Consider the following 26,315-nt stretch of genomic DNA (forward strand, 5'->3'; position numbering starts at 1 on the left):
GAAATCCCCGGCTTTTTACTTCTTCTTCGCGGCCGCTTTGCGGCGCTTATCCAAATCCTTAATCAGCTTATTCACGCCCTCATCGGCAAACATCTGTTCCAGCGTGGCGGTGAGCTTACGCCGCCAGTTTTTGTACTGGTCGCTGGTCCCCGGAATGTTGACCGGCTCAGCCATATCCAGCCAGTCTTCCGGTTGCAGGCCCAGCAACGCACTGTTGCTGTCAGCGATGTAGCGTTGCATACCGCGATTAAGAATCAGCGTCATCGACATCAGGGACGCCTTGTGACCAGCACGTTTTGGCAGGCAACCGTATTTGTGCAGCGCGTCCAGCAGCCCCTGTTTCGCCAGTTCTCTGTCCTGATACAACCCACGCAGCACGACTTCATCCGGGTACAGGCCCAGCGCCTTACCGAGCGTCAGATCGCCGCTATCCCAATAACCTTTAAGCGTAGGAAGGTCATGCGTCGCCGCGACTGCCATTGATTGTTCCGGGTACGCTTTCGGCGCACGGAAGTTCTTCTCATGGTCATTCTCAAAATAAAGTACTTTGTAGGAATAGACACCACTGTCACGCAGCTTGCTGACGATCTCCACCGGCACGGTACCCAGATCTTCACCAATCACCATGCAGTGATGACGTTTACTTTCCAGCGCCAGAATGGAAAGCAGATCATCTACCGGATAATGCACGTAGGCACCGTGATCGGCTGTTTCTCCGTAAGGGATCCACCACAGACGCAGCATCGACATAACATGGTCGATACGCAGCGCGCCACAGTTCTGCATATTGGCGCGCAGCAATTCGATAAACGGTTCGTAAGCACGTGCCGTGATGATGTGCGGATCCATCGGCGGCAGTCCCCAGTTTTGTCCGAGCGGACCGAGAATGTCCGGCGGCGCGCCCACCGAGGCTTTCAGGCAGTACAGCTCGCGGTCGCACCAGGTTTCCGCCCCACCTTCGGCCACGCCAACCGCCAGGTCGCGATACAGTCCAATCGGCATCGCAAAGCCCTGGCTGGTTTTCCAGCAGTCAGCAAACTGGCTATACGCCAGCCACTGCAACCACAGGTAGAAATCCACATCATCACGATGTGTTTCGCAGAAGCGTTTTACCTCTGGCGAGTCCACCGACTGGAATGCCTGCGGCCACACCGGCCAGCCCCAGCGCAATGCGTCCTCTTTCACCTGATTGGCATGCAACGCGTCAAAGGCCGCCTGCCAGTAGAGGCTATCCCCTTCCTGAGTCACAAACTGGCGGAATGCCGCCATCTGCTCATCATCGCGCGCAGAGAAGCTTTTCCACGCCATACGTAGCGCCGTCATCTTCAGTGCGGTAACGGCAGAATAATCAACCCACTCGGCATCGCGCGCGCGTTGCAAAGCTTGCTGCGTCGCAGGTTTCTGCCACCAGGCCTGTGCCTCTTTACTCAGGTGGAAATCATCGACTGCGTTAACATCAATATAAATAACGTTCAGCCAACGACGTGACGATGGACTATACGGGCTAGCGCTCTCCGGGTTCGCCGGATACAGTGCGTGAATCGGATTAAGCCCGATAAACGCGCCCCCGCGTTGCGCCACATCCACCAGCATGGTGCGGAGATCGCCAAAATCGCCGATCCCCCAGTTTTTTTCCGAGCGCAGGGTGTAGAGCTGAACGCATGCGCCCCACAGCTTCTGCCCGGCAAGCAGCGCCTGTGGCTCATAGCAGCGTTTCGGCGCGACGATGATGCGGCAATGGGTGCGCAGCTCGCCCTGGGTCAGAGTCAGCGTGTGATACCCCTCCGGCAGCCTGGCTGGAAGGTTAAAAGATTTACCGCCGACGGCATGCCCTTTGTGCTGCACGCCCTCTTCGGTAGTCAGCAGCCAGTTAAACTCCCCGCTTCCCTCAACCGCCAGCGGCATTTTCTTACCAGCGGTATAAACCATGACATTCGGCACCGGCGTCACCGCCACCTGAACGGCAGCGGCGGGGGTGCGATGCATGGCGTCAAGCAAACGCCGCTTGGTTTCGGCGCCAATAGACTGCGGTTTACCGTGGGCATTAATGTAATTGGGGCTGATCCCCGCCGCCAGCGCGGCATTATCCAGACGTTTGCTTTCCATCGCGATCCCTTAACGTTTCGCCTGCCAGATACGAGCCTGATAATCGCGGATGGAGCGATCCGAACTGAACATGCCGCAACGCGCGGTATTCAGAATCGCCGCCCGGGTCCAGGCTTCCTGGTCACGATACAACACGTCAACCTGCTTCTGAGCTTCAACATAGGCCGCGAAGTCCGCCATCACCAGATACGGGTCACCGCCCTGCTTGCCAATACTGTGCAACATCTGGTCGAAGGCATGTTTGTCGCCATCGCTGTATTTCCCGCTTTCCAGCTCTTTCAGGACAGCATCCAGCACTTTGTCTTTCTTACGCCATTTCACCGGATCGTAGCCTTTGGCTTTGAGCGCCTTCACCTCTTCCACGGTATGACCAAAGATGAAGATATTCTCGTCACCCACCTTCTCGGCGATTTCGACGTTTGCGCCATCCAGCGTACCGACGGTTAACGCACCGTTCAGCGCCAGCTTCATGTTACCGGTGCCGGAAGCCTCTTTCCCTGCGGTTGAGATCTGCTCAGAGATATCCGCCGCCGGGATCAGCATTTCCGCCGCAGAGACACAATAATCCGGCAGGAAGACAACCTTCAGTTTGTCACCCACTTGCGGGTCGTTATTGATGGTTTGCGCAACCTTGTTGATGGCGAAGATGATATTTTTCGCCAGGTAGTAACCCGGCGCGGCTTTTGCGCCAAACAGGAATACACGCGGCACGCGATCGGCCTGCGGGTTCTCACGAATTTCTTTGTACAACGCCAGAATGTGCAGCAGGTTGAGGTGCTGACGCTTGTACTCATGCAGACGTTTAATCTGAATATCAAAAATCGCGTTGGTCGTTATCTCAATACCGGTACGCGCTTTAATAAACTTCACCAGTCGCTCTTTGTTCGCCAGCTTGATGTCACGATACTGCTGACGGAACTTCGCATCGTCAGCGTATTTTTCCAGGTTAATCAACTGGTCGAGGTCGTTGGCCCACTCTTTTTTCAGCGATTTATCCAGCAGAGCGGCAAGCGCCGGGTTGCACTGCTTAATCCAGCGACGTGGGGTAATCCCGTTGGTGACGTTATGGAATTTATTCGGCCAGAGCTGGTGATATTCCGGGAACAAATCTTTCACCACCAGATCGGAGTGCAGCGCCGCCACGCCGTTAACCGCAAAACCGCTGACCACACACATGTTAGCCATGCGCACCTGTTTGTTGTGCATCACCGCCAGTTTCGCCCAGACTTCAGCATCACCCGGCCAGGTTTTATCGACCAACGTCTTAAAGCGGTCGTTAATCTCTTTGATGATTTGCATATGGCGCGGCAGAAGCGCTTTCACCAGCTTCTCGTCCCAGCACTCTAACGCTTCCGGCATCAGGGTATGGTTGGTGTAAGCAAAGGTTTTACTGGTAATCGCCCACGCATCGTCCCAGCTCATTTGATGCTCATCAATCAGCACGCGCAGCAGCTCTGGGATCGCGATGGTCGGGTGGGTATCATTAAGCTGAATCACTTCGTAATCAGCCAGCTCATGCAGTTTACGCCCTGCCAGATGATGACGACGCAGAATGTCGGCTACGGAGCAGGCGCACTGGAAATACTGCTGCATCAGGCGCAGCTTTTTACCCGCGGTGTGGTTGTCGTTCGGGTACAGCACTTTGGTCAGTTTTTCGGCGTCAATGCCCTGCTGTTCTGCCCGCAGGAAATCGCCGTCATTAAATTTGGTCAGGTTAAACGGATGCGCGTGGCTGGCCTGCCACAGACGCAGCGGCTGGGCCACGCTGTTGCGATAGCCAAGAACCGGCAGATCCCAGGCCTGACCAGTGATGATAAATCCTGGTTCCCAGTGCCCTTCTTTGATGACTTTGCCGCCAATTCCAACCTGCACATCCAGCGCCTCGTTGTGGCGGAACCACGGATAGCTGCCGCGATGCCAGTCGTCCGGGGCTTCCATCTGTTGCCCATCGGCAAACGACTGACGGAACAGGCCGTACTGGTAGTTGAGACCGTAGCCCGTCGCCGACTGGCCGACCGTCGCCATCGAATCAAGGAAGCAGGCCGCCAGACGCCCCAACCCACCGTTACCTAACGCCGGATCGATCTCTTCTTCCAGCAGGTCGGTCAGGTTGACGTCATGCGCTTTTAGCTCATCGCTCACCGCCTGATACCAGCCGAGATTAAGTAAGTTGTTGCCGGTCAGACGACCAATCAAAAACTCCATCGAGATGTAGTTAACGTGACGCTGATTTTTTGCCGGTTTTGCCGCAGGCTGGACGCTGAGTAACTCAGCCAACGCCCCACTCACTGCTTGCCACCACTGGCGCGACGTCATTTCTTGAGCCGACAGTAAACCGAAGCGCTGCCACTGACGTGTCAGGGCAGCCTGAAATTGATCTTTGTTGAAAGTAGGCTGTGACATAGGGGTTCCAGATCCTTAGGTAATAAAACAACGTTATCGCTAGTTTGCCTGGCTCGTTGTTGACATTCCTCATCCTGGCACGGATTAGGCAGGGAGGAGGAGCGGGGATGAGCATAAAAATGTGATCGCTGCCACTTAAAGGTAGCGTAATCGCCCGTAAATTCGCGTAATCCCGCATAACGGACGACGCATTAATAGCAAGGGATAAATCGACAATATCAAATAGTGGGGTGACGGTGGGGAAACAATGTGTAAACAGAGAAATAGTTTCTAACCTGAAATACCTGGGCCAGATAAGATAATTCACATGAAACTTTTAAGTCGGCCACAAGATTCGGTGCTTTACATTAACTCACTGAGTAGCCTTATAAAAAATGAGGCATTTTTCGGCGCAGTCAAAATAACGACGGATCCAGTCGCCACGCCTGTTGCGACTCTTTAAACCAATTAATGTAATAGATGTATAGATTTGTGACATAGTGCAAAATCAGACACACAAAAAGTCCGCTTAGCTTGCATAAAACTCTAATCTGGCCGACCTTATATCCATTAATTACGAAGCGCAAAAAAAATCACTCTTCCCCATTTTCACACAGTGAAGTGACTAACTTATGTTGATTCCGTCTAAATTAAGTCGTCCGGTTCGACTCGACCATACGGTGGTTCGTGAGCGCCTGTTGGCTAAACTTTCCGGCGCGAACAATTTCAGGCTCGCCCTGATAACAAGTCCTGCTGGGTATGGAAAAACGACGCTGGTTTCACAATGGGCGGCGGGGAAGAACGACTTAGGCTGGTACTCTCTGGATGAAGGCGATAATCAGCAAGAACGTTTTGCGAGCTATCTGATCGCCGCCATCCAGCAGGCAACCGGTGGACATTGCACCACCAGCGAAGCGATGGTGCAAAAGCGCCAATACGCCAGCCTGACGTCACTGTTTGCCCAGCTATTTATCGAACTGGCCGAGTGGCACCGCCCGCTCTACCTGGTGGTGGATGATTATCATCTGATCTCTAATCCGGCTATTCACGAAGCGATGCGGTTTTTCCTGCGTCACCAGCCTGAGAACCTTACGCTGGTCGTGCTGTCGCGCAACCTGCCGCAGTTGGGCATTGCTAACCTGCGGGTACGCGATCAACTACTGGAGATAGGCAGCCAACAGTTAGCCTTTAACCATCAGGAAGCCAAACAATTTTTCGACCGACGTTTGTCCTCCCCCATTGAAGCGGCTGAAAGCAGCCGGATGTGTGATGACGTTGCTGGCTGGGCCACAGCGTTACAACTGATCGCCCTTTCCGCCCGCCAGAACAATAACTCTGCTCACCAGTCGGCACGTCGCCTCGCTGGGATCAACGCCAGCCATTTATCTGATTACCTGGTTGATGAAGTGCTGGACAGCGTCGACCTCGGCACCCGTCACTTCCTGCTGAAAAGCGCCATTCTGCGCTCTATGAACGATGCGCTGATCGTCCGCGTTACCGGGGAAGAAAACGGCCAGATGCGGCTGGAGGAGATTGAGCGCCAGGGCTTATTCCTGCAGCGGATGGATGACGTTGGCGAGTGGTTCAGTTATCACCCGCTGTTTGGCAGCTTTTTACGCCAGCGCTGTCAGTGGGAGCTGGCGAGCGAACTGCCCGAAATACACCGCGCTGCTGCGGAAAGCTGGATGGCGCAAGGTTTCCCCAGCGAAGCTATCCACCACGCGCTGGCGGCAGGCGACGCCCATATGCTCCGCGATATCCTGCTTAATCATGCGTGGGGACTGTTTAACCACAGCGAGCTGACGCTGCTGGAAGAGTCGCTGAAAGCTCTGCCATGGGAAAGCCTGCTGGAAAATCCGCGTCTGGTTCTGCTCCAGGCCTGGCTGATGCAAAGCCAGCACCGCTACGGAGAGGTTAACACTCTGCTGGCGCGCGCTGAGCAGGAAATAAAAGGCGACATGGAGCCAACGCTGCACGCCGAATTCAACGCCCTGCGGGCGCAGGTAGCGATTAACGACGGAAACCCTGACGAAGCCGAGCGTCTGGCGAAACTGGCGCTGGATGAGTTACCCATCGCCTGGTTCTATAGCCGTATCGTCGCCACCTCGGTGCACGGCGAAGTCCTGCACTGTAAGGGCGATCTCACGCGCTCTCTGGCGTTGATGCAGCAAACCGAGCAAATGGCCCGCCATCATGACGTCTGGCATTACGCGCTGTGGAGCCTTATCCAGCAAAGCGAGATTTTGTTTGCCCAGGGCTTTTTACAGGCCGCCTGGGAGACTCAGGAAAAAGCGTTTCAACTGATCAAAGAGCAGCATCTGGAACAACTGCCGATGCACGAGTTCCTGGTACGCATTCGCGCGCAGCTACTGTGGGCATGGGCGCGTCTGGACGAGTCCGAAGCGTCTGCCCGCTCGGGTATTGAACTGCTTTCCACTTTCCAGCCGCAGCAACAGCTACAGTGCCTGACATTGCTGATTCAGTGTTCGCTGGCGCGGGGCGATCTGGACAATGCGCGTAGCCTGCTTAACCGTCTGGAAAACCTGCTGGGCAACGGCCACTATCACAGCGACTGGATCTCAAACGCCGATAAGGTGCGGGTGATTTACTGGCAAATGGTAGGCGACAAAAACTCGGCCGCCAACTGGCTGCGCCACACGCCGAAACCGGAATTCGCCAATAACCACTTCCTGCAAAGCCAGTGGCGCAACATCGCCCGCGCGCAGATCCTGCTCGGCGAGTTTGAACCGGCTGAAATTGTGCTGGAAGAGTTGAATGAAAATGCGCGTAATCTGCGTCTGATGAGCGATCTGAACCGTAATCTGCTGCTGCTTAATCAGTTGTACTGGCAGGCAGGACGCAAAAATGACGCCCAGCGCGTATTACTCGATGCGCTGCAGCTGGCGAACCGCACCGGGTTTATCAGTCACTTTGTTATTGAAGGCGAGGCCATGGCGCAACAACTGCGTCAGCTGATTCAGCTCAATACCTTACCGGAGCTCGATCAGCACCGCGCCCAGCGCATTTTGCGCGAGATTAACCAGCACCACCGCCATAAATTCGCCCACTTCGATGAAGGATTCGTTGAGCGTCTTCTTACTCATCCGGAAGTGCCGGAGCTTATCCGCACCAGTCCGCTGACCCAGCGCGAATGGCAGGTTCTGGGACTGATTTATTCGGGCTACAGCAACGAGCAGATCGCCGGAGAGCTGGCCGTCGCGGCAACGACCATCAAGACGCACATCCGCAATTTGTACCAAAAACTTGGCGTCGCACATCGTCAGGATGCGGTGCAACATGCGCAGAAGCTGCTGAAGATGATGGGATATGGGGTTTAGTTAATGCCTGATGCGCTACGCTTATCAGGCAATTATCTCAGCACAGCTCTAACTGAATATGATGGTCCGCGATAACCTGCATCACGCCAGCGGGCGGCAGCGTGTCGGTATACACCGCATCCACCATGCTGATACTGCCCATATTCACCATCGCGTTACGCCCAAATTTCGAGTGATCCACCACCAGCATCACATGCCGTGAATTCTCAATAATCGCGCGTTTGGTGCGAACTTCGTGATAATCAAACTCCAGCAGAGAACCATCGCTGTCGATGCCGCTGATCCCTAAGATGCCGAAGTCCAGTCGGAACTGAGAAATGAAGTCGAGGGTCGCTTCGCCCATAATACCCCCGTCGCGGCTACGCAGTTCGCCACCGGCGAGGATTATGCGGAAATCCTCTTTCGCCATCAGCGTATTCGCCACATTGAGGTTGTTGGTCACGATACGTAAATTGCTGTGATTGAGCAGCGCGTGAGCCACCGCTTCCGGCGTAGTGCCGATATCAATAAACAGCGTAGAGCCGTTCGGGATCTGCGTGGCAACTTTGCGTGCAATGCGCTCTTTTTCCGCCGTCTGCGTCGCTTTACGGTCATGCCACGGGGTGTTGACCGAGCTGGATGGCAGCGCCGCGCCGCCGTGATGGCGCAAAATCATGTTCTGATCGGCCAGATCGTTAAGATCGCGGCGAATCGTCTGCGGGCTAACGGAGAAATGCTCCACCAGCTCCTCAGTACTGACGTATCCCTGTTTTTTTACCAGTTCAATGATCGCGTCATGTCGTTGTGTTTGCTTCATTATGGTTCCCTGAAATTACGTTCGTTTTCGCACATGAATAGTATCGGCAAACGCCATTGCCAGACCCACGGCCAGCCCGGCGATATGTGCGCCATTCGCCATCGACATGCCAAACAGATCAAACCAGCCGGCAACAATCCAGATCAAAGCAAAAATAATCAAACCACGCTGCAGGAAAATACCGCTCTGCGGATCGCGCTCACCGCGCAACCACACATAGCCCATCAGCGCATATACCACGCCAGACAGTCCACCAAACCACGGACCGCTAAATTTCTGCTGAACATAACCGCTCAGCAGGGCGCTGATCACGGTAATGACTATCAGTTTTCCGCTACCCAAACGCTTTTCAACCGCACCGCCGAGATACCACCACCACAGCAGGTTGAACAGAATATGCATCAGCGAGAAGTGCATAAAAGCGTGGGTAAAATAACGCCAGAATTCAAATTTCAGCGTAGGGTCAAACGGCCATGCCAGCCAGAGCATCACCGCCTGGTCGCCCAGCACGTTCATGGCGATAAACACCACCACACATGCGGCCATCACCGCCCACGTTACCGGGCCTGCGCGTTCGCGCAATGTGGCCAGGAACGGATAACGTTGGTAGCGCAGACCGCTATCGGTCTGGCCTGACTGCCAGCTTGCCGCGAGGTAACGCGGGTCGCCCGGATTCTCCAGAAATCGCGCCAGTTCAGCACGCACGCGCTCGGCCTGGGACTCATCCGCCAGCCAGACATCCGTTTGCTGATGTTGTTGAATCGTCAGGATAACGCCCTGTGTCGCCATATAATCAACAAATGCCTGCGCCACGCGGGGGTTAGCAAAAGAGGTAATCATCAACATGGTTGCTGTCGCTTCATCCACACAAAAGAGGACAGTATATATACCCTTCTTACTTCGAGCTGCATCTTTGTTGGCTTTCCTCGCTCACTCCGGTCACGTACTGTTCGTACGCTCCCGGAGATTCGCTGCGTCGCCGTCGCGATGCAACTCGAATTAATTTGGGTATAGCCTTACGAACCGTATGCCACTTCTGCCGGAAAATGTCGATGCCAGGCGTCGAAGCCGCCATCAACGCTGTAAACCGCGTCATAGCCTTGTTGAAGAAGATATTGCGCCGCACCTTTACTGCTGTTGCCGTGATAACACATCACCAATACGGCGGTGTCGAAATCATGCTCGCGCATAAACGACCCCAGCGTGTCGTTCGTCAGATGAAACGCCTGCGGGGCATGACCCATCGCATAGCTTTGCGGATCGCGGATATCCACCAACACCGCGCTCCCCTGATGCAGCTTCTGATGCGCTTCTTCGACATTAATACATTCAAACTGATCCATTGCTCTCTCTTCTTTATATGGCAGGTGACGCTTTTCGGACATGTTACTTCTTAGTGTACGTCCCGACGGCAGTTAAACGCCATAATGTTATATGTATCACTGTAAATTGTTTATCCGATGTTACCAATGGCGCGAATCTTTGCTATTATGCTCGATAACGAACATTAATGAGCTATAACGAAAGTGCGAGAGGCCAGCATGGAAACCAAAGATCTGATTGTGATAGGTGGAGGCATCAATGGTGCCGGTATCGCGGCAGATGCCGCTGGACGCGGTTTATCCGTGCTGATGCTGGAAGCGCAGGATTTAGCCTGCGCAACCTCCTCCGCTAGCTCCAAACTCATTCACGGTGGCCTGCGCTACCTGGAACATTACGAATTTCGCCTGGTGAGCGAAGCGCTGGCCGAACGTGAAGTGCTGTTGAAAATGGCACCGCATATCGCCTTTCCTATGCGCTTTCGTCTGCCCCATCGCCCGCACCTGCGCCCGGCATGGATGATCCGCATTGGTCTGTTTATGTACGATCATCTGGGCAAACGCACCAGTTTGCCGAGTTCTACCGGTTTGCGTTTTGGCGCAGACTCCGTATTGAAACCTGAGATTGTGCGCGGTTTCGAATATTCTGACTGCTGGGTAGACGATGCGCGACTGGTTTTGGCAAACGCCCAAATGGTCGTACGCAAAGGCGGGGAAGTATTAACCCGCACGCGTGCCACCTCCGCTCGCCGTGAAAACGGTTTGTGGATTGTTGAAGCTGAAGATATCGATACTGGCAAAAAGCACACCTGGCAGGCACGTGGGCTGGTCAACGCCACCGGCCCGTGGGTGAAAGAGTTCTTCGACGACGGCATGCATCTGCCATCGCCGTATGGCATTCGCCTGATTAAAGGTAGCCACATCGTGGTTCCGCGCGTACATACCCAGAAGCAGGCTTATATTCTGCAAAACGAAGATAAACGCATTGTGTTTGTTATCCCATGGATGGACGAATTCTCGATCATCGGGACGACCGACGTTGAATACAAAGGCGACCCGAAAGCGGTGAAAATTGATGAGAGCGAAATCAATTACCTGCTGAAGGTCTACAACGCGCACTTTAAGAAACAGCTTGGCCGTGACGATATCGTCTGGACATATTCGGGCGTACGTCCGCTGTGCGATGACGAGTCCGACTCGCCGCAGGCTATCACCCGTGATTACACGCTGGATATCCACGACGAAAATGGCAAAGCGCCGCTGCTGTCGGTCTTTGGCGGTAAGCTGACGACCTACCGTAAGCTGGCTGAACACGCGATGGAAAAACTGGCGTCGTACTATCAGGGCATTGGTCCGGCGTGGACGAAAGAGTGCATTCTGCCAGGTGGTGACATTGGCGGCGATCGCGAAGATTACGCGGCCAAACTGCGCCGTCGCTACCCGTTCCTGACCGAGTCGCTGGCACGCCATTATTCCCGCACCTACGGCAGCAACACCGAATGGATTATCGGCGAAGCCACCTCGCTTGCCGAGTTAGGTGAAGACTTCGGCCATGAGTTCTATGAGGCCGAGCTGAAATATCTGGTCGATCACGAATGGGTTCGTCGTGCGGAAGATGCGCTGTGGCGTCGCACGAAAGAGGGTATGTGGCTGAACGCTGAGCAGCAGTCGCGCATGACCCAGTGGTTGTCGGAGTACATTGAGAAGCACCAGCTGTCGCTGGCGTCGTAAGCAAGTACACGAACGTAGGCCGGGCAAGCGAAGCGCCCCCGGCAACGAGCGCCCTGTAGGCCCGGTAAGCGTCAGCGCCACCGGGCTTTTTGCCGGATGGCGGCTAGCGCCTTATCCGGCCTACAGTTAACCCTATCCCTTGTTACAACCGCACCGAATCAATATGCCAGATGTTTTCGGCGTACTCTTTAATCGTCCTGTCCGACGAGAAGTAGCCCATGTTGGCGATATTAATCATCGACCTGGTGGTCCACTCTTCCGGGTGACGATACAGTTCATCAACCTTATCCTGGCAGTCAACGTAGCTGCGATAATCCGCCAGAACCTGATAGTGGTCGCCAAAGTTGATCAGCGAGTCCACCAGGTCACGATAGCGTCCCGGCTCCTCAGGGCTGAATACACCGCTGCCGATCTGCGTCAGCACCTGGTGTAGCTCTTCATCTTTCTCGTAATACTCACGCGGCTTGTAACCCTGGCTGCGTAAAGCCTCGACCTCTTCCGCCGTATTACCAAAGATAAAGATATTCTCTGCGCCCACGTGCTCCAGCATCTCTACGTTGGCGCCGTCCAGCGTCCCGATGGTCAGCGCGCCGTTGAGGGCAAATTTCATATTACTGGTACCAGAGGCTTCAGTTCCGGCCAGAGAAATCTGCTCAGACAGGTCGGCAGCAGGAATAATCACCTGCGCCAGGCTGACGCTGTAGTTGGGGATAAACACCACTTTCAGCTTGTCGCCAATTTGCGGATCGTTGTTGATCACCTTCGCGACGTCGTTGATCAGGTGAATGATGTGCTTCGCCATATAATAGGCCGAAGCCGCTTTACCGGCGAAGATATTCACACGCGGCACCCACTCGGCGTCAGGATCGGCCTTAATGCGGTTGTAGCGGGTGATTACATGCAGCACGTTCATCAACTGGCGTTTGTATTCGTGAATACGCTTGATCTGCACATCAAACAGCGATTTCGGGTTCACCACCACGTTAAGCTGCTGGGCAATGAGCGTGGCCAGACGCTTTTTATTCTCGAGCTTCGCACGGCGCACCGCCTGATTTACCAGCGGATAATCGCAATGCTGCTCAAGCTCGCTGAGCTGGCTGAGATCGGTTCGCCAGGTGCGGCCAATATTCTCATCCAGCACTTCAGAGAGCGACGGGTTAGCCAGCGCCAGCCAGCGGCGCGGCGTCACGCCGTTGGTGACGTTGCAAAAACGAGTCGGGAAAATCTTCGCAAAATCAGCAAACAGCGACTGCACCATCAGGTTGGAGTGCAGCTCGGAAACACCGTTAACCTTGTGGCTCACTACCACCGCCAGCCATGCCATACGTACGCGGCGACCGTTAGATTCATCGATAATCGACGTCCGCCCCAGCAGGCTGGTATCGTTCGGGTACTGTTCCTGCAAGGTCTTAAGGAAGTAGTCGTTGATCTCGAAAATAATTTGCAGATGGCGCGGCAGAATTTTGCCCAGCATATCGACGGGCCAGGTCTCCAGCGCTTCGCTCATCAAGGTGTGGTTGGTGTACGAGAAGACCTGGCAACAGACCTCAAACGCATCGTCCCAACTGAACTTGTGCTCATCGATCAGCAGGCGCATCAGCTCAGGGATCGACAGCACCGGATGGGTGTCGTTGAGGTGAATGGCGATTTTATCCGCCAGGTTGTCGTAGGTTTTGTGCAGCTGGTAATGACGGCTCAGGATGTCCTGCACCGTGGAGGAGACCAGGAAATACTCCTGGCGCAAACGCAGTTCGCGTCCCGAATAGGTGGAGTCGTCCGGGTACAGTACGCGGGAGACGTTCTCGGAGTGGTTTTTATCTTCCACCGCCGCAAAGTAGTCGCCCTGGTTAAATTTACCGAGATTAATCTCGCTACTGGCCTGGGCATTCCACAGGCGCAGCGTGTTGGTGGCGTCGGTGTCGTAACCAGGGATAATCTGGTCGTAAGCAACCGCGAGGATCTCTTCGGTTTCTATCCAGCGCGTTTTCTTACCTTCCTGCTGAATACGCCCGCCAAAACGCACTTTGTAGCGCGTATTGTGGCGTTTGAACTCCCACGGGTTACCGTATTCCAGCCAGTAGTCCGGCGACTCTTTCTGTCGGCCATCAACAATGTTCTGCTTGAACATGCCGTAGTCATAACGAATACCGTAGCCGCGTCCCGGCAGGCCCAGCGTTGCCAGTGAGTCCAGGAAACAGGCCGCCAGGCGCCCGAGACCGCCGTTGCCAAGACCCGGGTCGTTTTCTTCGTCGATCAGATCTTCAAGATCCAACCCCATACCTTCCAGCGCATTTTTGACATCGTCATAAATACCCAACGATAACAGTGCATTGGAAAGCGTGCGGCCAATCAAAAACTCCATGGACAGGTAATAGACCTGGCGAGTTTCCTGAGATAATTGCGCACGGTTAGAACGCAGCCAGCGCTCCACGAGACGATCGCGCACCGCGAACAACGTGGCGTTCAGCCACTCATGTTTATTGGCAATGACCGGGTCCTTACCAATCGTAAACATCAGCTTATAGGCGATAGAATGCTTAAGTGCCTCTACGCTGAGTGTGGGCGATGCATAAGTAAATGGAGCATTCATATAGGTGATTCCTGGATATCTATTTCAAGCGATAGTAGAGCTCACGGTATGACTTCGCCGCGACTTGCCAGCTAAAATCCATGGTCATGGCCTGACGTTGTACAAACCGCCACAGCGAAGGCCGGGACCACAATACGAAAGCACGCCGGATCGCGCGTAGCAGCGACCAGGCATTACTATCTTCAAATACAAACCCACTGGCGATACCGTCCGCCAGGTTTTCCAGCGAACTGTCAGAGACCGTATCAGCCAGCCCACCGGTGCGCCGCACCAGCGGCAGCGTACCGTACTTCAGTCCATACAACTGCGTTAAGCCACACGGCTCGAAACGGCTGGGAACCAATATGACATCGGCACCCCCCATAATGCGGTGCGAGAAGGCTTCGTGGTAACCAATCTGCACGCCCACTTGCCCTGGATGTTCCGCCGCCGCGGCGAGGAAACCTTCCTGTAAAACCGGATCGCCCGCGCCAAGCAATGCCAGCTGCCCACCCTGCTCTAATAACCCCGGCAGCGCTTCCAGCACCAGATCCAGCCCTTTCTGACTGGTCAGGCGGCTGACGACTGCAAACAGCGGCACTTTATCGTTAACCTTAAGTCCCATCGCTATCTGTAGCTGACGTTTGTTCTCCGCCTTCTCCTCCAGCGTGTCGCGCGTATATCGCGATGCCAACAGCAGATCGGTTTCCGGGCTCCAGATTTTTTCATCAACGCCGTTCAGCACGCCGGAAAGACGTCCTTCACGATGACGTTGCTGCAACAGACCTTCCATGCCGTAGGCGAATTGCGGCTCGGTAATTTCCCGCGCGTAGGTCGGGCTGACTGCCGTAATGTGGTCGGCGTAGTACAATCCGGCCTTCAGGAACGAAATCTGTCCGTTAAACTCCAGTCCGTGCACATTAAAGAACGACCATGGCAATTGGATGTCATCCATATGCTTTGCATAAAACATGCCTTGATACGCCAGGTTGTGTACGGTAAACACCGATTTCGCCGGATGGCCGCGCGCTGCCAGATACGCCGGGGCCAGTCCGGCATGCCAGTCGTGCGCATGCACCACATCCGGGCGCCAGAATGGGTCAAAGCCGCAGGCCATTTCACAGCCGACCCAACCCAGCAGCGCAAAACGCAGTACGTTATCCGTATAGGCAAACAGGTTAGTGTCGTGATACGGGCTACCGGGACGGTCATAGAGATGCGGCGCGTCAATCAGGTAAATACCCACGCCGTTGAAATGCCCGAAAAGCAGCGTGATACGTCCGGCGAAGGTATCCCGACGCGTCACGACCTGCGCATCGGGAATGCCGCGACGAATATCAGGAAACGCCGGGAGCAACACGCGGGCATCCACGCCGTCCGCTATTTGCGCTGCGGGTAACGCCCCAATAACATCCGCCAGTCCCCCGGTTTTTAACAGGGGGAACATCTCTGAACAAACGTGTAAAACCTGCATTATCGCTCCTGTTTGATCTGCAGTTTGCGCAGCATTTCACGCGTGACCAGCACAATACCTTCCTCTGAACGGTAGAAACGACGTGCATCTTCTTCCGCGTTTTCACCAATGATCATGCCTTCAGGAATAACGCAGGCACGGTCGATAATGCAACGACGTAAGCGGCACGAACGTCCCACCCACACTTCAGGTAACAACACTGCCGAATCAATGTTACAGAATGAATTCACCCGCACTCGCGGGAACAAAACGGACTGCACCACCACCGAACCAGAAATAATACAGCCGCCGGAAACCAGCGAGTTCAGCGTCATACCGTGGCTACCGGAACGGTCCTGCACAAATTTCGCCGGTGGCAGAGACTCCATATGCGTACGGATTGGCCAGTCCTGGTCGTACATATCCAGTTCAGGGGTCACCGAAGCCAGATCGAGGTTCGCTTTCCAGTAGGCTTCCAGCGTTCCCACATCGCGCCAGTACGGCTCGGATTCCGGGTCAGACTGCACGCAGGACAGCGGGAATGGATGTGCATACGCCATGCCAGCTTCAGTGATTTTCGGGATAATGTCTTTGCCGAAATCGTGACTGGAGTTTTCATCGAGGTCATCTTCCGCCAGCAATTCATACAGGTAGTCGGCGTTAAAAATGTAGATCCCCATACTGGCAAGGGATTTGGTCGGATCGCCTGGCATAGCTGGCGGGTTGGCAGGTTTTTCAACGAACTCGATAATTTTATCAGTGTCGTCCACGTCCATCACGCCAAACGCGCTGGCCTCTTCAATAGGCACTGGCATACAGGCCACGGTGCAACGCGCGCCTTTCTCGACGTGGTCGATCAGCATGCGTGAGTAGTCCTGCTTGTAGATATGATCGCCCGCGAGGATCACCACATATTCCGCTTTATAGCGTCGAATGATGTCCAGGTTTTGGGTCACCGCATCCGCCGTGCCGCGATACCAGTTTTCACCCTGCATTCTCTGCTGGGCAGGTAGCAAATCGACAAACTCATTCATCTCTTCGCTAAAGAACGACCAGCCGCGCTGAATGTGCTGCACAAGCGTGTGGGACTGGTACTGGGTGATCACGCCAATGCGACGGATCCCGGAGTTAATACAGTTGGATAAAGCAAAATCGATAATGCGGAACTTTCCACCAAAGTGCACGGCGGGTTTGGCACGTTTGTTGGTTAAATCTTTCAGGCGGGTGCCGCGGCCACCGGCCAGGATCAGGGCAACAGATTTTAATGGCAGCTGGCGCGCCAACATTACACGATCGTTCTTCTCTAAACTCACCATGACTAACTCCTTTTTATCTTCTCTGGAACACACACAGTCCGTGCGCAGGTCCCTGCCAGACAGCCGTAAGCACCGGATTATCCTCTCCGGCAAATGGGGGAATAGCGTGCCATTCCCCTTCAGGTAAAACGATATCTGTCACCTCAAGCGTGGCGTTTATTGCAATCAGGAAACGGTCTGAAAGCAGAATTTGCATCTGCCTCGGGCCGTTTTGCCACTCATCCGCACTTAAGGGTTGTGCGTACTTATTCAGCCAACGCACATTGCCGTCGCCCTCTTCCCACCAGCAATCACCTGTTAATGCAGGTATTTGTCGGCGCAGATGAATCAGCGCGGCGGTAAATGTGGTTAGCCCACTGTTTGCCTGCTGCCAGTCCAGCCAGGTTAAGGCGTTATCCTGGCAGTAAGCGTTATTGTTGCCGTGCTGGCTATGACCATGCTCATCGCCCGCCAACAACATCGGCGTCCCCTGTGAGAGCAACAGCGTGGTTAACAGCGCATGAATGCTGTCGCGCCGCCGCTCAATCAGGTCCAGCGTGCCGCCTAATCCTTCTTTACCATGATTGTCGCTGTAGTTATTGCTAGTGCCGTCGCGATTTTCCTCACCATTCGCTTCATTGTGCTTATTTGTGAAGCAAACACAGTCACGTAGCGTAAAACCGTCGTGCGCGGTCACCAGATTGACCGTAGCGCTGGGTTTGCGGCCCTGGCGTTTAAACACGTCGCTGGATGCGGCAAAACGGCCGGCAAACTCGCCCAACGAGAGGTTACGCTGGAGCCAGAAGCGTCGCGTCGCATCACGGAAATGATCATTCCACTCGGCAAACGGCGGGGGGAAATTCCCCACCTGATACCCGCCTTCACCAATATCCCACGGTTCCGCAATCAGCTTAACGCGTGAGAGCAGCGGACAGTTTTGGATCGCGGTAAACAGCGGCGCATCCTGACGAAACGCAGGTGTACGCCCCATGACGGAAGCCAAATCAAAACGAAAACCATCCACATGACAGGTTTCAACCCAGTAGCGCAGGCATTCGCATGCATATTCCACAACGCCTGGATGGCTCAGGTTGAGGGTGTTCCCACAACCGGTCCAGTTGTAGTAATCACCATCGTCCCTGATCCAATAATAGCTACGGTTATCAATTCCGCGCAGCGAGAAGACGGGCCCTTCGAGATCAAGCTCGGCGCTGTGGTTCAAAACGATGTCGAGAATGACCTCAATCCCCGCTTTGTGCAGCGCTTTTACCGCATCGCGAAACTCATCAAGCGCACTCTCCGGTGAGCAGGCATAAGCCGGATGCAACGCGAACATCGCCACCGGGTTGTAGCCCCAGTAGTTCGACAGGCCCAGCCGCTGAAGCCGCGGTTCGCTGGCAAAATGCGCCACCGGAAGCAGCTCCAGGGCGGTAATGCCGAGGCGCTTGAAATAGTCGATCATCACCGGATGTCCCAGCGCCTTGTAGGTTCCGCGAATCTCTTCCGGCAGGTCAGGATGCAAATACGTCAGCCCTTTAACATGCGCTTCGTAAATCACGGTATTGCCCCACGGCGTGCGCGGCGCGGCATCGTCTTCCCAGTCATAATGGTCAGACACCACCACGCCCTTCAGCGCAATGGCGGCATTATCATGATTATCCGGTTCATTTAACCCGCCGTGCAGCAGCGGGTTATCTTTTAACTCGCCATCCACCCGACGCGCGCAAGGGTCAAGCAGCAGCTTCGCCGGATTAAACCGGTGGCCCTGCTGCGGTTGCCATGGACCATGTACACGATAACCATAGCGCAGACCTGGACGGGCGTTGGCCAGATAGCCGTGCCAGACATCGCCGCTACGCCCCGGCAGGTCATAGCGGAGTTCGCAGCCTTGCTCATCGAATACGCATAATTCAACGCGTTCAGCGTGGGCCGAGAAGAGTGTGAAATTGACGCCATGGCCGTCATACGTTGCACCATGGGGGGTGGCGTTGCCGGTTGCCAGTTGCGTCATTACCCCTCCCGAACCAGCCAGACCGTTGCCAGCGGCGGCAACGTGAGGCTCAGTGAGTGCTGACGACCATGACTGGCGATTTCATCGCTTTGCACCGCGCCGCCGTTGCCGGTATTACTGCCGTGGTAATGCGTCGAGTCGGTATTGAGGATCTCGCGCCATTTGCCCGGCTGGTTGATACCGAAGCGATAGCCGTGGCGAGGCACTGGCGTAAAGTTGCTGATAACGATGATTTCATTACCAACTTTGTCACGACGAACGAAAGCCAGCACCGAACGTTCTTTGTCATCCACCACCAGCCATTCAAAGCCATAGACATCAAAGTCGAGCTCGTGCAGCGCTTTGTGGTGGCGATAGGTAAGGTTCAGATCGCGTACCAGACGCTGTACACCGTGGTGCCAGTTATCACCGCCCTCCAGCAGATGCCAGTCGAGGCTGGCGTCATGGTTCCACTCACGCCCCTGAGCGAACTCATTGCCCATAAACAGCAGTTTCTTGCCCGGGAAGGCCCACATCCAGCCGTAATAGGCGCGCAGATTGGCGAACTTCTGCCATGCGTCTCCCGGCATGCGGTCGAGAATGGATTTTTTACCGTGCACCACTTCATCGTGCGACAGCGGCAGGACGAAGTTTTCGGTGTAGTTGTACAGCATGCCGAAGGTCAGCTTGTCGTGATGGTACTGACGATGAATCGGATCCAGCTTCATGTAGTCCAGCGTGTCGTGCATCCAGCCGAGGTTCCACTTATACCAGAACCCTAAACCGCCCATATCCTGCGGCCTTGAGACGCCGGCAAAGTCGGTGGACTCTTCCGCCATGCTCACCGCACCTGGCACCTGCTCGCCAAGAATTCGGTTGGTATTGCGTAAAAACTCAATAGCTTCGAGGTTTTCACGACCGCCAAATTCGTTCGGGACCCATTCCCCTTCTTTACGACTGTAGTCGCGATAAATCATCGACGCCACGGCATCCACGCGTAGCGCATCGATACCAAAGCGTTCAATCCAGTACAGGGCGTTGCCCACCAGGTAGTTGCTGACTTCACGGCGACCGTAGTTGTAGATCAGCGTGTTCCAGTCCTGGTGATACCCTTCTCGCGGGTCGCTGTGCTCATACAGGTTGGTGCCATCAAACTCTGCCAGACCAAAGTCGTCCGACGGGAAATGGCCCGGCACCCAGTCGAGAATGACGTTCAGTCCGGCCTGATGCGCGGCATTCACAAAATAGCGGAAATCATCACGCGTCCCAAAGCGACGGGTCGGCGCATACATGCCGGTAGGCTGGTAGCCCCAGCTACCGTCGAACGGATGCTCGTTAATCGGCAACAGTTCGAGATGAGTAAAGCCCATCCACTTGGCGTAAGGAACCAGTTGATCCGCCAGCTCACGGTAGCTCAGCCAGAAGTTGTTATCGGTATGACGACGCCATGAACCCAGGTGCACTTCATAGATAGAGATCGGCGCATCAAACTGGTTGGCTTTTTTGCGCTCCTCGCTTTGCACCACTTTTTCCGGCAGGCCGCAGATAAGCGACGCGGTTTCCGGGCGCATTTGCGCTTCGAAGGCGTAAGGATCCGCTTTGATTCGCAGCTTACCGTTCGCATCGATCATCTCGTATTTATACAGCTGACCCTGTTGCGCACCGGGGATAAACAACTCCCAGATACCGCTTTCTTTGCGCAGGCGCATCGGGTGGCGACGGCCATCCCAGTAGTTGAACTGCCCAACCACTGACACACGTTGAGCGTTAGGCGCCCAGACGGAGAAGCGCGTACCTGTTACGCCATCCATGGTATCCGCATGCGCGCCCAGCGTTTCGTAAGGTCGCAGGTGCGTACCTTCAGATAACAGCCAGGCATCCATATCCTGGATCAGCGGGCCAAAACGATAAGGGTCATCAATCAGATTCTGTTGTCCATGCCAGACAACGGCCAACTGATAGCGAAAGAAATTTTTACGGCGGGGAAGTACAGCACAGAAAAAACCGCGAGAGTCGAGGCAATCCAGCTTGCCGACTTTACGTCCGGTTTTGGGTTCGATCACCCACACTTCGGTGGCGTCAGGTAATAGGGCGCGGACTTCAAGTCCAGCATCAGTTTGGTGCATACCGAGTACGGAAAAAGGATCCGCAAAATGGCCTGCAATTAGCGCATTAATCACGTCTCTATCGATACGAACGGACATGGTTGTCATCCTGTTTTATGGTGTCACCCCTTCCAACTGATTTTCGACATCAGGTAGTGACACTTTTTTTGACCTGAACGGCGCAGCACAATTGTGCATCCTCTCTGCGTCGTCCCACCTTCAGGCAACAACTTAATACCTCCGGTACTAAGTCACCCTTAAAGAATAGCCAATGCTTTATCTTACTCCTGGTAAAAAATGAAACATCTGCGCTTACTCCTGTATTACGCAAAAAAAGGGGTGATTCCTCACCCCTTGATCGTTAACAAACTATTACGCCAATTGGCGCAGCATACGGCGCAATGGCTCCGCAGCCCCCCACAGCAACTGGTCGCCTACGGTAAAGGCTGACAGGAACTCCGGTCCCATATTCAGCTTACGCAGACGGCCTACTGGCGTGGTCAGCGTGCCGGTAACGGCCGCCGGGGTTAACTCACGCATAGTGATATCCCGATCGTTTGGCACGACTTTGGCCCACGGATTGTGCGCCGCCAGCAGTTCTTCCACGGTCGGAATAGACACATCTTTTTTCAGTTTAATGGTGAACGCCTGGCTGTGGCAGCGCAGCGCGCCGACGCGCACGCACAGACCATCGACCGGGATCACAGAAGACGTATCAAGAATTTTGTTGGTTTCGGCCTGTCCCTTCCACTCTTCACGGCTCTGACCGTTATCAAGCTGTTTGTCGATCCACGGAATCAGGCTACCGGCCAGCGGTACGCCAAAGTTATCAACCGGCAGTTCACCGCTGCGGGACAGGGCCGTCACTTTGCGTTCGATATCGAGAATAGCAGAGGAAGGGGTCGCCAGTTCATCGGCCACATGGCCATACAGATGACCCATCTGGGACAACAGTTCGCGCATATGACGCGCGCCGCCGCCGGAAGCCGCCTGATAGGTCGCCACGGAAACCCAGTCAACCAGGTCATTGGCAAACAGGCCACCAAGGGACATCAGCATCAGGCTAACGGTACAGTTTCCGCCGACAAAGGTCTTAATTCCTTTATTCAGGCCGTCAGTAATGACATCCTGGTTAACCGGATCGAGAATGATGATGGCATCGTCTTTCATACGCAGCGAAGAGGCCGCGTCAATCCAGTAACCCTGCCAACCGCTTTCACGAAGCTTTGGATAGATTTCGTTGGTATAATCGCCGCCCTGACAGGTCACGATGATATCGAGCGCCTTCAGCGCGTCCAGATCAAAAGCGTCCTGAAGCGTGCCGGTCGCGGTTCCACCGAATGTAGGTGCCGCCTGCCCGAGCTGGGAAGTAGAAAAGAAAACAGGGCGAATGGCGTCGAAGTCACGCTCCTCAACCATGCGTTGCATGAGTACAGAGCCGACCATACCGCGCCAGCCGATAAAACCAACATTTTTCATAGCGTTTTTTCCTGCAGAGATGTGTGCTGTGTATGCTAACCAGTATCCTACTGGCCTATCCTTCACCATACAAAAAGCAGCCAAAGTCGCAAGTGAAATTAATCAATGATAGCGAAGCCATCAGTAATGCGACTTATCCCGCTGCGCAAGCAAGCAGAAAGTCCGCGGTAATTATCAGGGAATTTGAGTTATGAATGAAATCATTTCAGCGGCAGTTTTATTGATCCTGATTATGGATCCGCTCGGAAATCTGCCCATTTTCATGTCCGTATTGAAACATACCGAACCAAAACGCCGTCGCGCGATTATGATTCGCGAGCTGTTCATTGCGCTGTTGGTGATGCTGATATTCCTGTTTGCGGGCGAGAAAATTCTGGCATTTCTGAACCTGCGCGCGGAGACCGTGTCGATCTCCGGGGGCATTATTTTATTCCTGATCGCCATCAAGATGATTTTCCCCAGCGCCACCGGGAATAGCACCGGACTTCCGGCAGGCGAAGAGCCGTTTATCGTGCCGCTGGCGATTCCGCTGGTCGCCGGTCCGACAATCCTGGCGTCATTAATGCTGTTGTCACATCAGTATCCGAACCAGATGGGGCATCTGGTGATTGCGCTGCTGATCGCCTGGGGCGGGACATTCGTGATTTTGCTGCAGTCTTCGCTGTTTTTACGCCTGCTGGGGGAGAAAGGGGTTAACGCGCTGGAGCGCCTGATGGGATTGATTCTGGTGATGATGGCAACCCAGATGTTCCTCGACGGCGTGCGGATGTGGATGAAGGGGTAACGCACTCACTTTACGCCGGGTGGCGGCTTCGCCTTACCCGGCCTACGGTGTTGATATGTTGCTCGTTTGTAGGCCCGGTAAGCGCTAGCGCCACCGGGCAATCAGCGCCGTGAATGTGTTTATGAGAAACACCTCAATCATTTAAGTCTCTGAAAAAGCGTATTTTCATTTCTGCGAAGCGCCTTCCGGAATGCCCTCTTGTCAGCATCACGGATAAGCATTATCTTCTCGCTGCACCTGCAAAATCAGGTGCCAGAATTAGCCTTCTGAACTCCTTCATCGGTGACGCAAGTATTTTTGTGTCGCACGCTTAGGTACACTCCAATGGTGGACCGGGCGGGGGTGTCGCAAGACGCGCCGGTATCCGATGAGGCCGGTAAGGCTAACCCTGTTCGGCTCCACCTCCAGTGAGATTAGCCTCTCCAGTGGTGGATGAAAATCACTCATCGGAGGCTGCCCTATGGCAACGACCCCTCTCTTTTCACACTCTTTATTTACCCTGCCCTTTAGCCATGCCACGGACTTCACCGAGCTGGCGGATAACTGTGAGCGTTTTGTCGAATGGCTTGTTGAATGTCATGACCCTGTTGAAAAACTGGCGATTTGTGCGCGCCTGTCGGCCTGTCTGGCACTACTGCAACCAACCTTAACGGAACCTGTACCGCAGCATCTACAGGCCAGCCTGACGGTAGAAACCTTACCGACCCGCTCTCCCCTCTTTGAACCCGAACCAGATCAGATGGGGCGTTACTGCCAGCTTTTGACGCATTTACTGATGAGCAAAACGCTGTCTGACGAGATGGAACGCGTGGCGGGTGATTTACTGCAGGATTTGGTAGGCTATTTCGCCGATACGTTAAAAGCGCCGCGTTGGTTGAAAACCGAGGATGGTGTGATGATGCTGTAAAAAGCCGGGTGGCGGCTTCGCCTTACCCGGCCTACAGATGTGGTTCTGTGATCGATTCCAGGCCCGGTAAGCGCAGCGCCACCGGGCAACAAGACTCAGCTCAGCAGCTGGAAGGCAATCATACCGACAATCGCACCGACCGTGCCGAGGATGGTTTCCATCATCGTCCAGGTCTTCAGGGTTTGCGCTTCGGTCGCGCCGGTAAATTTACCGAACAGCCAGAAACCGGCGTCGTTAACGTGACTGACGACGATAGAGCCACCCGCGATACAGATAGACAGCGCTGCCATCTGGGCCCCGGAGTAGTTCAGTTGCTCAATCACCGGCATCACCAGACCGACCGCCGTTAAGCAGGCCACGGTCGCGGAACCCTGAATGATACGCACCGCCGCCGCCAGCACGAAGCAGGTGATGGCAATCGGCAGGCCCATGCCGGTTAATGCTTCACCCAGTGCCGGACCCACGCCGGAATCCACCAGTACCTGTTTGAACACACCGCCCGCACCAATCACCAGCAGAATAATTCCCGCCGGCTGCAGCGCATGCCCGCAGATCTCCATCACGCGGTCTTTTGGCATGCCCTGGCGAATCGCCAGACCGTAAATCGCCACCAGACACGCCACCAGAATCGCGGTAAACGGGTGACCGATAAACTCGAACCATTCGTAGGTTGAAGAACCGACCGGCACAAAGCGTGCGGCGATAGTTTTCAGGCCAACCAGCACCAGCGGCAGCAGGATAAGCGATAAACTGAAGCCAAAGGATGGCATTTTGCCTTCACCCAGATGCGGCTCGGTAATGTCTTCCGGTACGTGCAGCTCAACATAACGGCTGATGAAGTTACCCCACAGCGGCCCGGCGATAATCATGCCCGGAATCGCGGCGCACAGACCAATCAGGATCATCCAGCCAAAGTCGGCGTGCATCTGAGAGGCCAGCAGCATTGGCGCAGGCCCCGGCAGCAGGAACGCTGCGGCAGCCGCCACGCCCGCAAACAGCGGAATGACCAGCTTTACAAGGTTAGTACCGGTGTGGCGCGCCATTGAGAACGCCACGCTAATCAGCAGCACAATTGCCACCTCAAAGAACAGCGGCAGCGCGCAAATCAGACCGGCCAGGCCAATCGCGTAATGCGCGCGGCTGTGACCGAAAGATTTCAGCATTTTGACGGCAATCTGATCGACCGCGCCCGTCTCATGCAAAATCTTGCCGAACATCGCCCCCAGCGCCACAACAATCGCCAGAAAACCGAGCGTGCCTCCCATCCCTTTTTCCATGGTCGCAGCGATTTTATCGAGCGGCATACCGGAAAAGAGACCTGCACCAATGGATACCACCATCAAAGCAACGAAAGCGTGCATACGCGCCTTCATCACTAAAAACAGCAGTAATAAAACGGACCCTACTGCTGTTAAAACAAGCGTTAATGTACTCACTACTTACTGCCCTGGTTAATAACCTCAATGGTGCTGGCGACCACACCGTCCAGTGGTTGATCGATATCGACCACCAGTACATCGTTTTCATTGGCACCCGGTTCTTCCAGCGCTTCAAACTGGGTCACCAGCATCTGCGTTTTGAAGAAGTGGCCTTTACGCGCCTTCAGGCGGCTTTCGATAACGTCAAAATCCCCTTTCAGATAGATGAAAGAGAGGTTTGGATTACCGTCGCGCAGCTGGTCGCGGTAGACTTTTTTCAGGGCGGAACAGACGATCAGCGAAACTTTATTGGTCCGCTGCATCGCGAAGGCGGCGTCATTCAGCGCCTGTAACCACGGTTTACGGTCGTCATCGTTAAGTGGCTCACCGGAAGCCATTTTCATGATGTTGCTGCGCGGATGGAGAAAATCGCCATCAAGAAACGCGGCCTGCAGTTGATGCGCCACTTCGCTGGCGACAGCAGATTTACCGCTGCCCGATACGCCCATCAGAACGTAAACGTGGTGATCATGATTAGTCGTGCTCAAAGCGTTGCCCCCACTGGTACAAGAATCAGGAAATTGTTACGGGTAACTGTTATCGGTAACATTGTCCAGCCGGATAAATAGAGAAGCAATATCCA

Annotated in this window: 17 protein-coding genes and 1 pseudogene; 5 read left to right on the plus strand and 13 right to left on the minus strand. The window is 54.6% G+C overall.

Going from position 1 to position 26,315, the window contains the following annotated elements; translation table 11 throughout:
• Positions 1-15: 15 nt before the first annotated feature.
• Positions 16-2,106 carry a 4-alpha-glucanotransferase gene (malQ, locus tag OGW16_RS08670; RefSeq protein WP_286518289.1) on the minus strand — a complete coding sequence of 697 codons (2,091 nt, stop codon included), beginning with the start codon at positions 2,104-2,106 and terminating at the stop codon, positions 16-18.
• Between the two features lie 9 nt (positions 2,107-2,115).
• Positions 2,116-4,509, minus strand: coding sequence for a maltodextrin phosphorylase (gene malP / locus OGW16_RS08675; RefSeq protein ID WP_286518290.1), 2,394 nt, complete (start codon positions 4,507-4,509; stop codon positions 2,116-2,118).
• 611 nt (positions 4,510-5,120) lie between these two features.
• Here malP and malT point away from each other — a divergent pair.
• On the plus strand, positions 5,121-7,826 hold the full coding sequence (malT, locus tag OGW16_RS08680) for an HTH-type transcriptional regulator MalT (protein WP_181634239.1): 2,706 nt from the start codon (positions 5,121-5,123) through the stop codon (positions 7,824-7,826).
• Positions 7,827-7,863: 37 nt separating this feature from the next.
• Here the strand turns inward: malT and OGW16_RS08685 are convergent, their stop codons facing one another.
• From OGW16_RS08685 to glpE, 3 genes are all read right to left on the minus strand, one after another.
• On the minus strand, positions 7,864-8,622 hold the full coding sequence (locus OGW16_RS08685) for a DeoR/GlpR family transcriptional regulator (protein ID WP_003023499.1): 759 nt from the start codon (positions 8,620-8,622) through the stop codon (positions 7,864-7,866).
• A 15-nt stretch (positions 8,623-8,637) separates the two neighbouring features.
• A complete protein-coding gene (gene glpG, locus OGW16_RS08690; RefSeq protein WP_043018837.1) occupies positions 8,638-9,468 on the minus strand; it encodes a rhomboid family intramembrane serine protease GlpG in 831 nt (276 codons plus the stop codon).
• A gap of 170 nt (positions 9,469-9,638) precedes the next feature.
• Positions 9,639-9,965 (minus strand): thiosulfate sulfurtransferase GlpE, encoded by a 327-nt coding sequence (glpE, locus tag OGW16_RS08695; protein WP_003827629.1) that lies wholly within the window; start codon positions 9,963-9,965, stop codon positions 9,639-9,641.
• A gap of 198 nt (positions 9,966-10,163) precedes the next feature.
• Here glpE and glpD point away from each other — a divergent pair, with 198 nt between their 5' ends.
• Complete coding sequence (gene glpD / locus OGW16_RS08700; protein ID WP_043018589.1) at positions 10,164-11,672, plus strand: glycerol-3-phosphate dehydrogenase; 1,509 nt, start codon at positions 10,164-10,166, stop codon at positions 11,670-11,672.
• Positions 11,673-11,814: 142 nt separating this feature from the next.
• Here glpD and glgP read toward each other — a convergent pair whose 3' ends face one another.
• From glgP to asd, 6 genes are all read right to left on the minus strand, one after another.
• Entirely contained in the window at positions 11,815-14,262 is a 2,448-nt protein-coding gene (gene glgP / locus OGW16_RS08705; RefSeq protein ID WP_075145537.1) for a glycogen phosphorylase, read from the minus strand.
• Positions 14,263-14,281: 19 nt separating this feature from the next.
• Entirely contained in the window at positions 14,282-15,715 is a 1,434-nt protein-coding gene (gene glgA, locus OGW16_RS08710; protein ID WP_047408145.1) for a glycogen synthase GlgA, read from the minus strand.
• Positions 15,715-17,010: a glucose-1-phosphate adenylyltransferase gene (glgC, locus tag OGW16_RS08715; protein WP_043018592.1), complete on the minus strand. Its 1,296-nt coding sequence runs from the start codon at positions 17,008-17,010 to the stop codon at positions 15,715-15,717. The genes glgA and glgC overlap by 1 nt, the downstream gene beginning before the upstream one ends.
• A 13-nt stretch (positions 17,011-17,023) precedes the next feature.
• Positions 17,024-19,000, minus strand: a complete 1,977-nt coding sequence (glgX, locus tag OGW16_RS08720; RefSeq protein ID WP_286518291.1) for a glycogen debranching protein GlgX — start codon at positions 18,998-19,000, stop codon at positions 17,024-17,026.
• A complete protein-coding gene (glgB, locus tag OGW16_RS08725; RefSeq protein WP_286518293.1) occupies positions 19,000-21,183 on the minus strand; it encodes a 1,4-alpha-glucan branching enzyme in 2,184 nt (727 codons plus the stop codon). The genes glgX and glgB overlap by 1 nt, the downstream gene beginning before the upstream one ends.
• A 273-nt stretch (positions 21,184-21,456) precedes the next feature.
• Positions 21,457-22,563 (minus strand): aspartate-semialdehyde dehydrogenase, encoded by a 1,107-nt coding sequence (asd, locus tag OGW16_RS08730; protein WP_043018595.1) that lies wholly within the window; start codon positions 22,561-22,563, stop codon positions 21,457-21,459.
• A gap of 190 nt (positions 22,564-22,753) precedes the next feature.
• Between asd and yhgN the strand changes: the two genes are divergently transcribed.
• From yhgN to OGW16_RS08745, 3 genes and pseudogenes are all read left to right on the plus strand, one after another.
• Positions 22,754-23,347: an NAAT family transporter YhgN gene (gene yhgN, locus OGW16_RS08735; RefSeq protein WP_003023480.1), complete on the plus strand. Its 594-nt coding sequence runs from the start codon at positions 22,754-22,756 to the stop codon at positions 23,345-23,347.
• 460 nt (positions 23,348-23,807) lie between these two features.
• The gene (locus OGW16_RS08740) at positions 23,808-24,254 is read left to right on the plus strand and encodes a hypothetical protein (protein ID WP_286518295.1); all 447 of its coding nucleotides are present in this window, start codon (positions 23,808-23,810) and stop codon (positions 24,252-24,254) included.
• Positions 24,253-24,427: pseudogene (locus OGW16_RS08745) on the plus strand (MarC family protein); the annotation flags it as partial. The gene OGW16_RS08740 and the pseudogene OGW16_RS08745, both read left to right, overlap by 2 nt.
• On the opposite strand, the gene gntU reads toward OGW16_RS08745, so the two are convergent.
• Both gntU and gntK read right to left on the minus strand, forming a co-directional pair.
• Positions 24,350-25,690 carry a gluconate transporter gene (gntU, locus tag OGW16_RS08750; RefSeq protein WP_047408130.1) on the minus strand — a complete coding sequence of 447 codons (1,341 nt, stop codon included), beginning with the start codon at positions 25,688-25,690 and terminating at the stop codon, positions 24,350-24,352. The pseudogene OGW16_RS08745 and the gene gntU sit on opposite strands and share 78 nt — an antisense overlap.
• Positions 25,690-26,220: a gluconokinase gene (gene gntK / locus OGW16_RS08755; protein ID WP_003023475.1), complete on the minus strand. Its 531-nt coding sequence runs from the start codon at positions 26,218-26,220 to the stop codon at positions 25,690-25,692. The genes gntU and gntK overlap by 1 nt, the downstream gene beginning before the upstream one ends.
• Positions 26,221-26,315 lie beyond the last annotated feature (95 nt).

Origin of the sequence: Citrobacter sp. Ce104, from assembly GCF_030334595.1 — a bacterium.
Taxonomy (GTDB): domain Bacteria; phylum Pseudomonadota; class Gammaproteobacteria; order Enterobacterales; family Enterobacteriaceae; genus Citrobacter; species Citrobacter europaeus.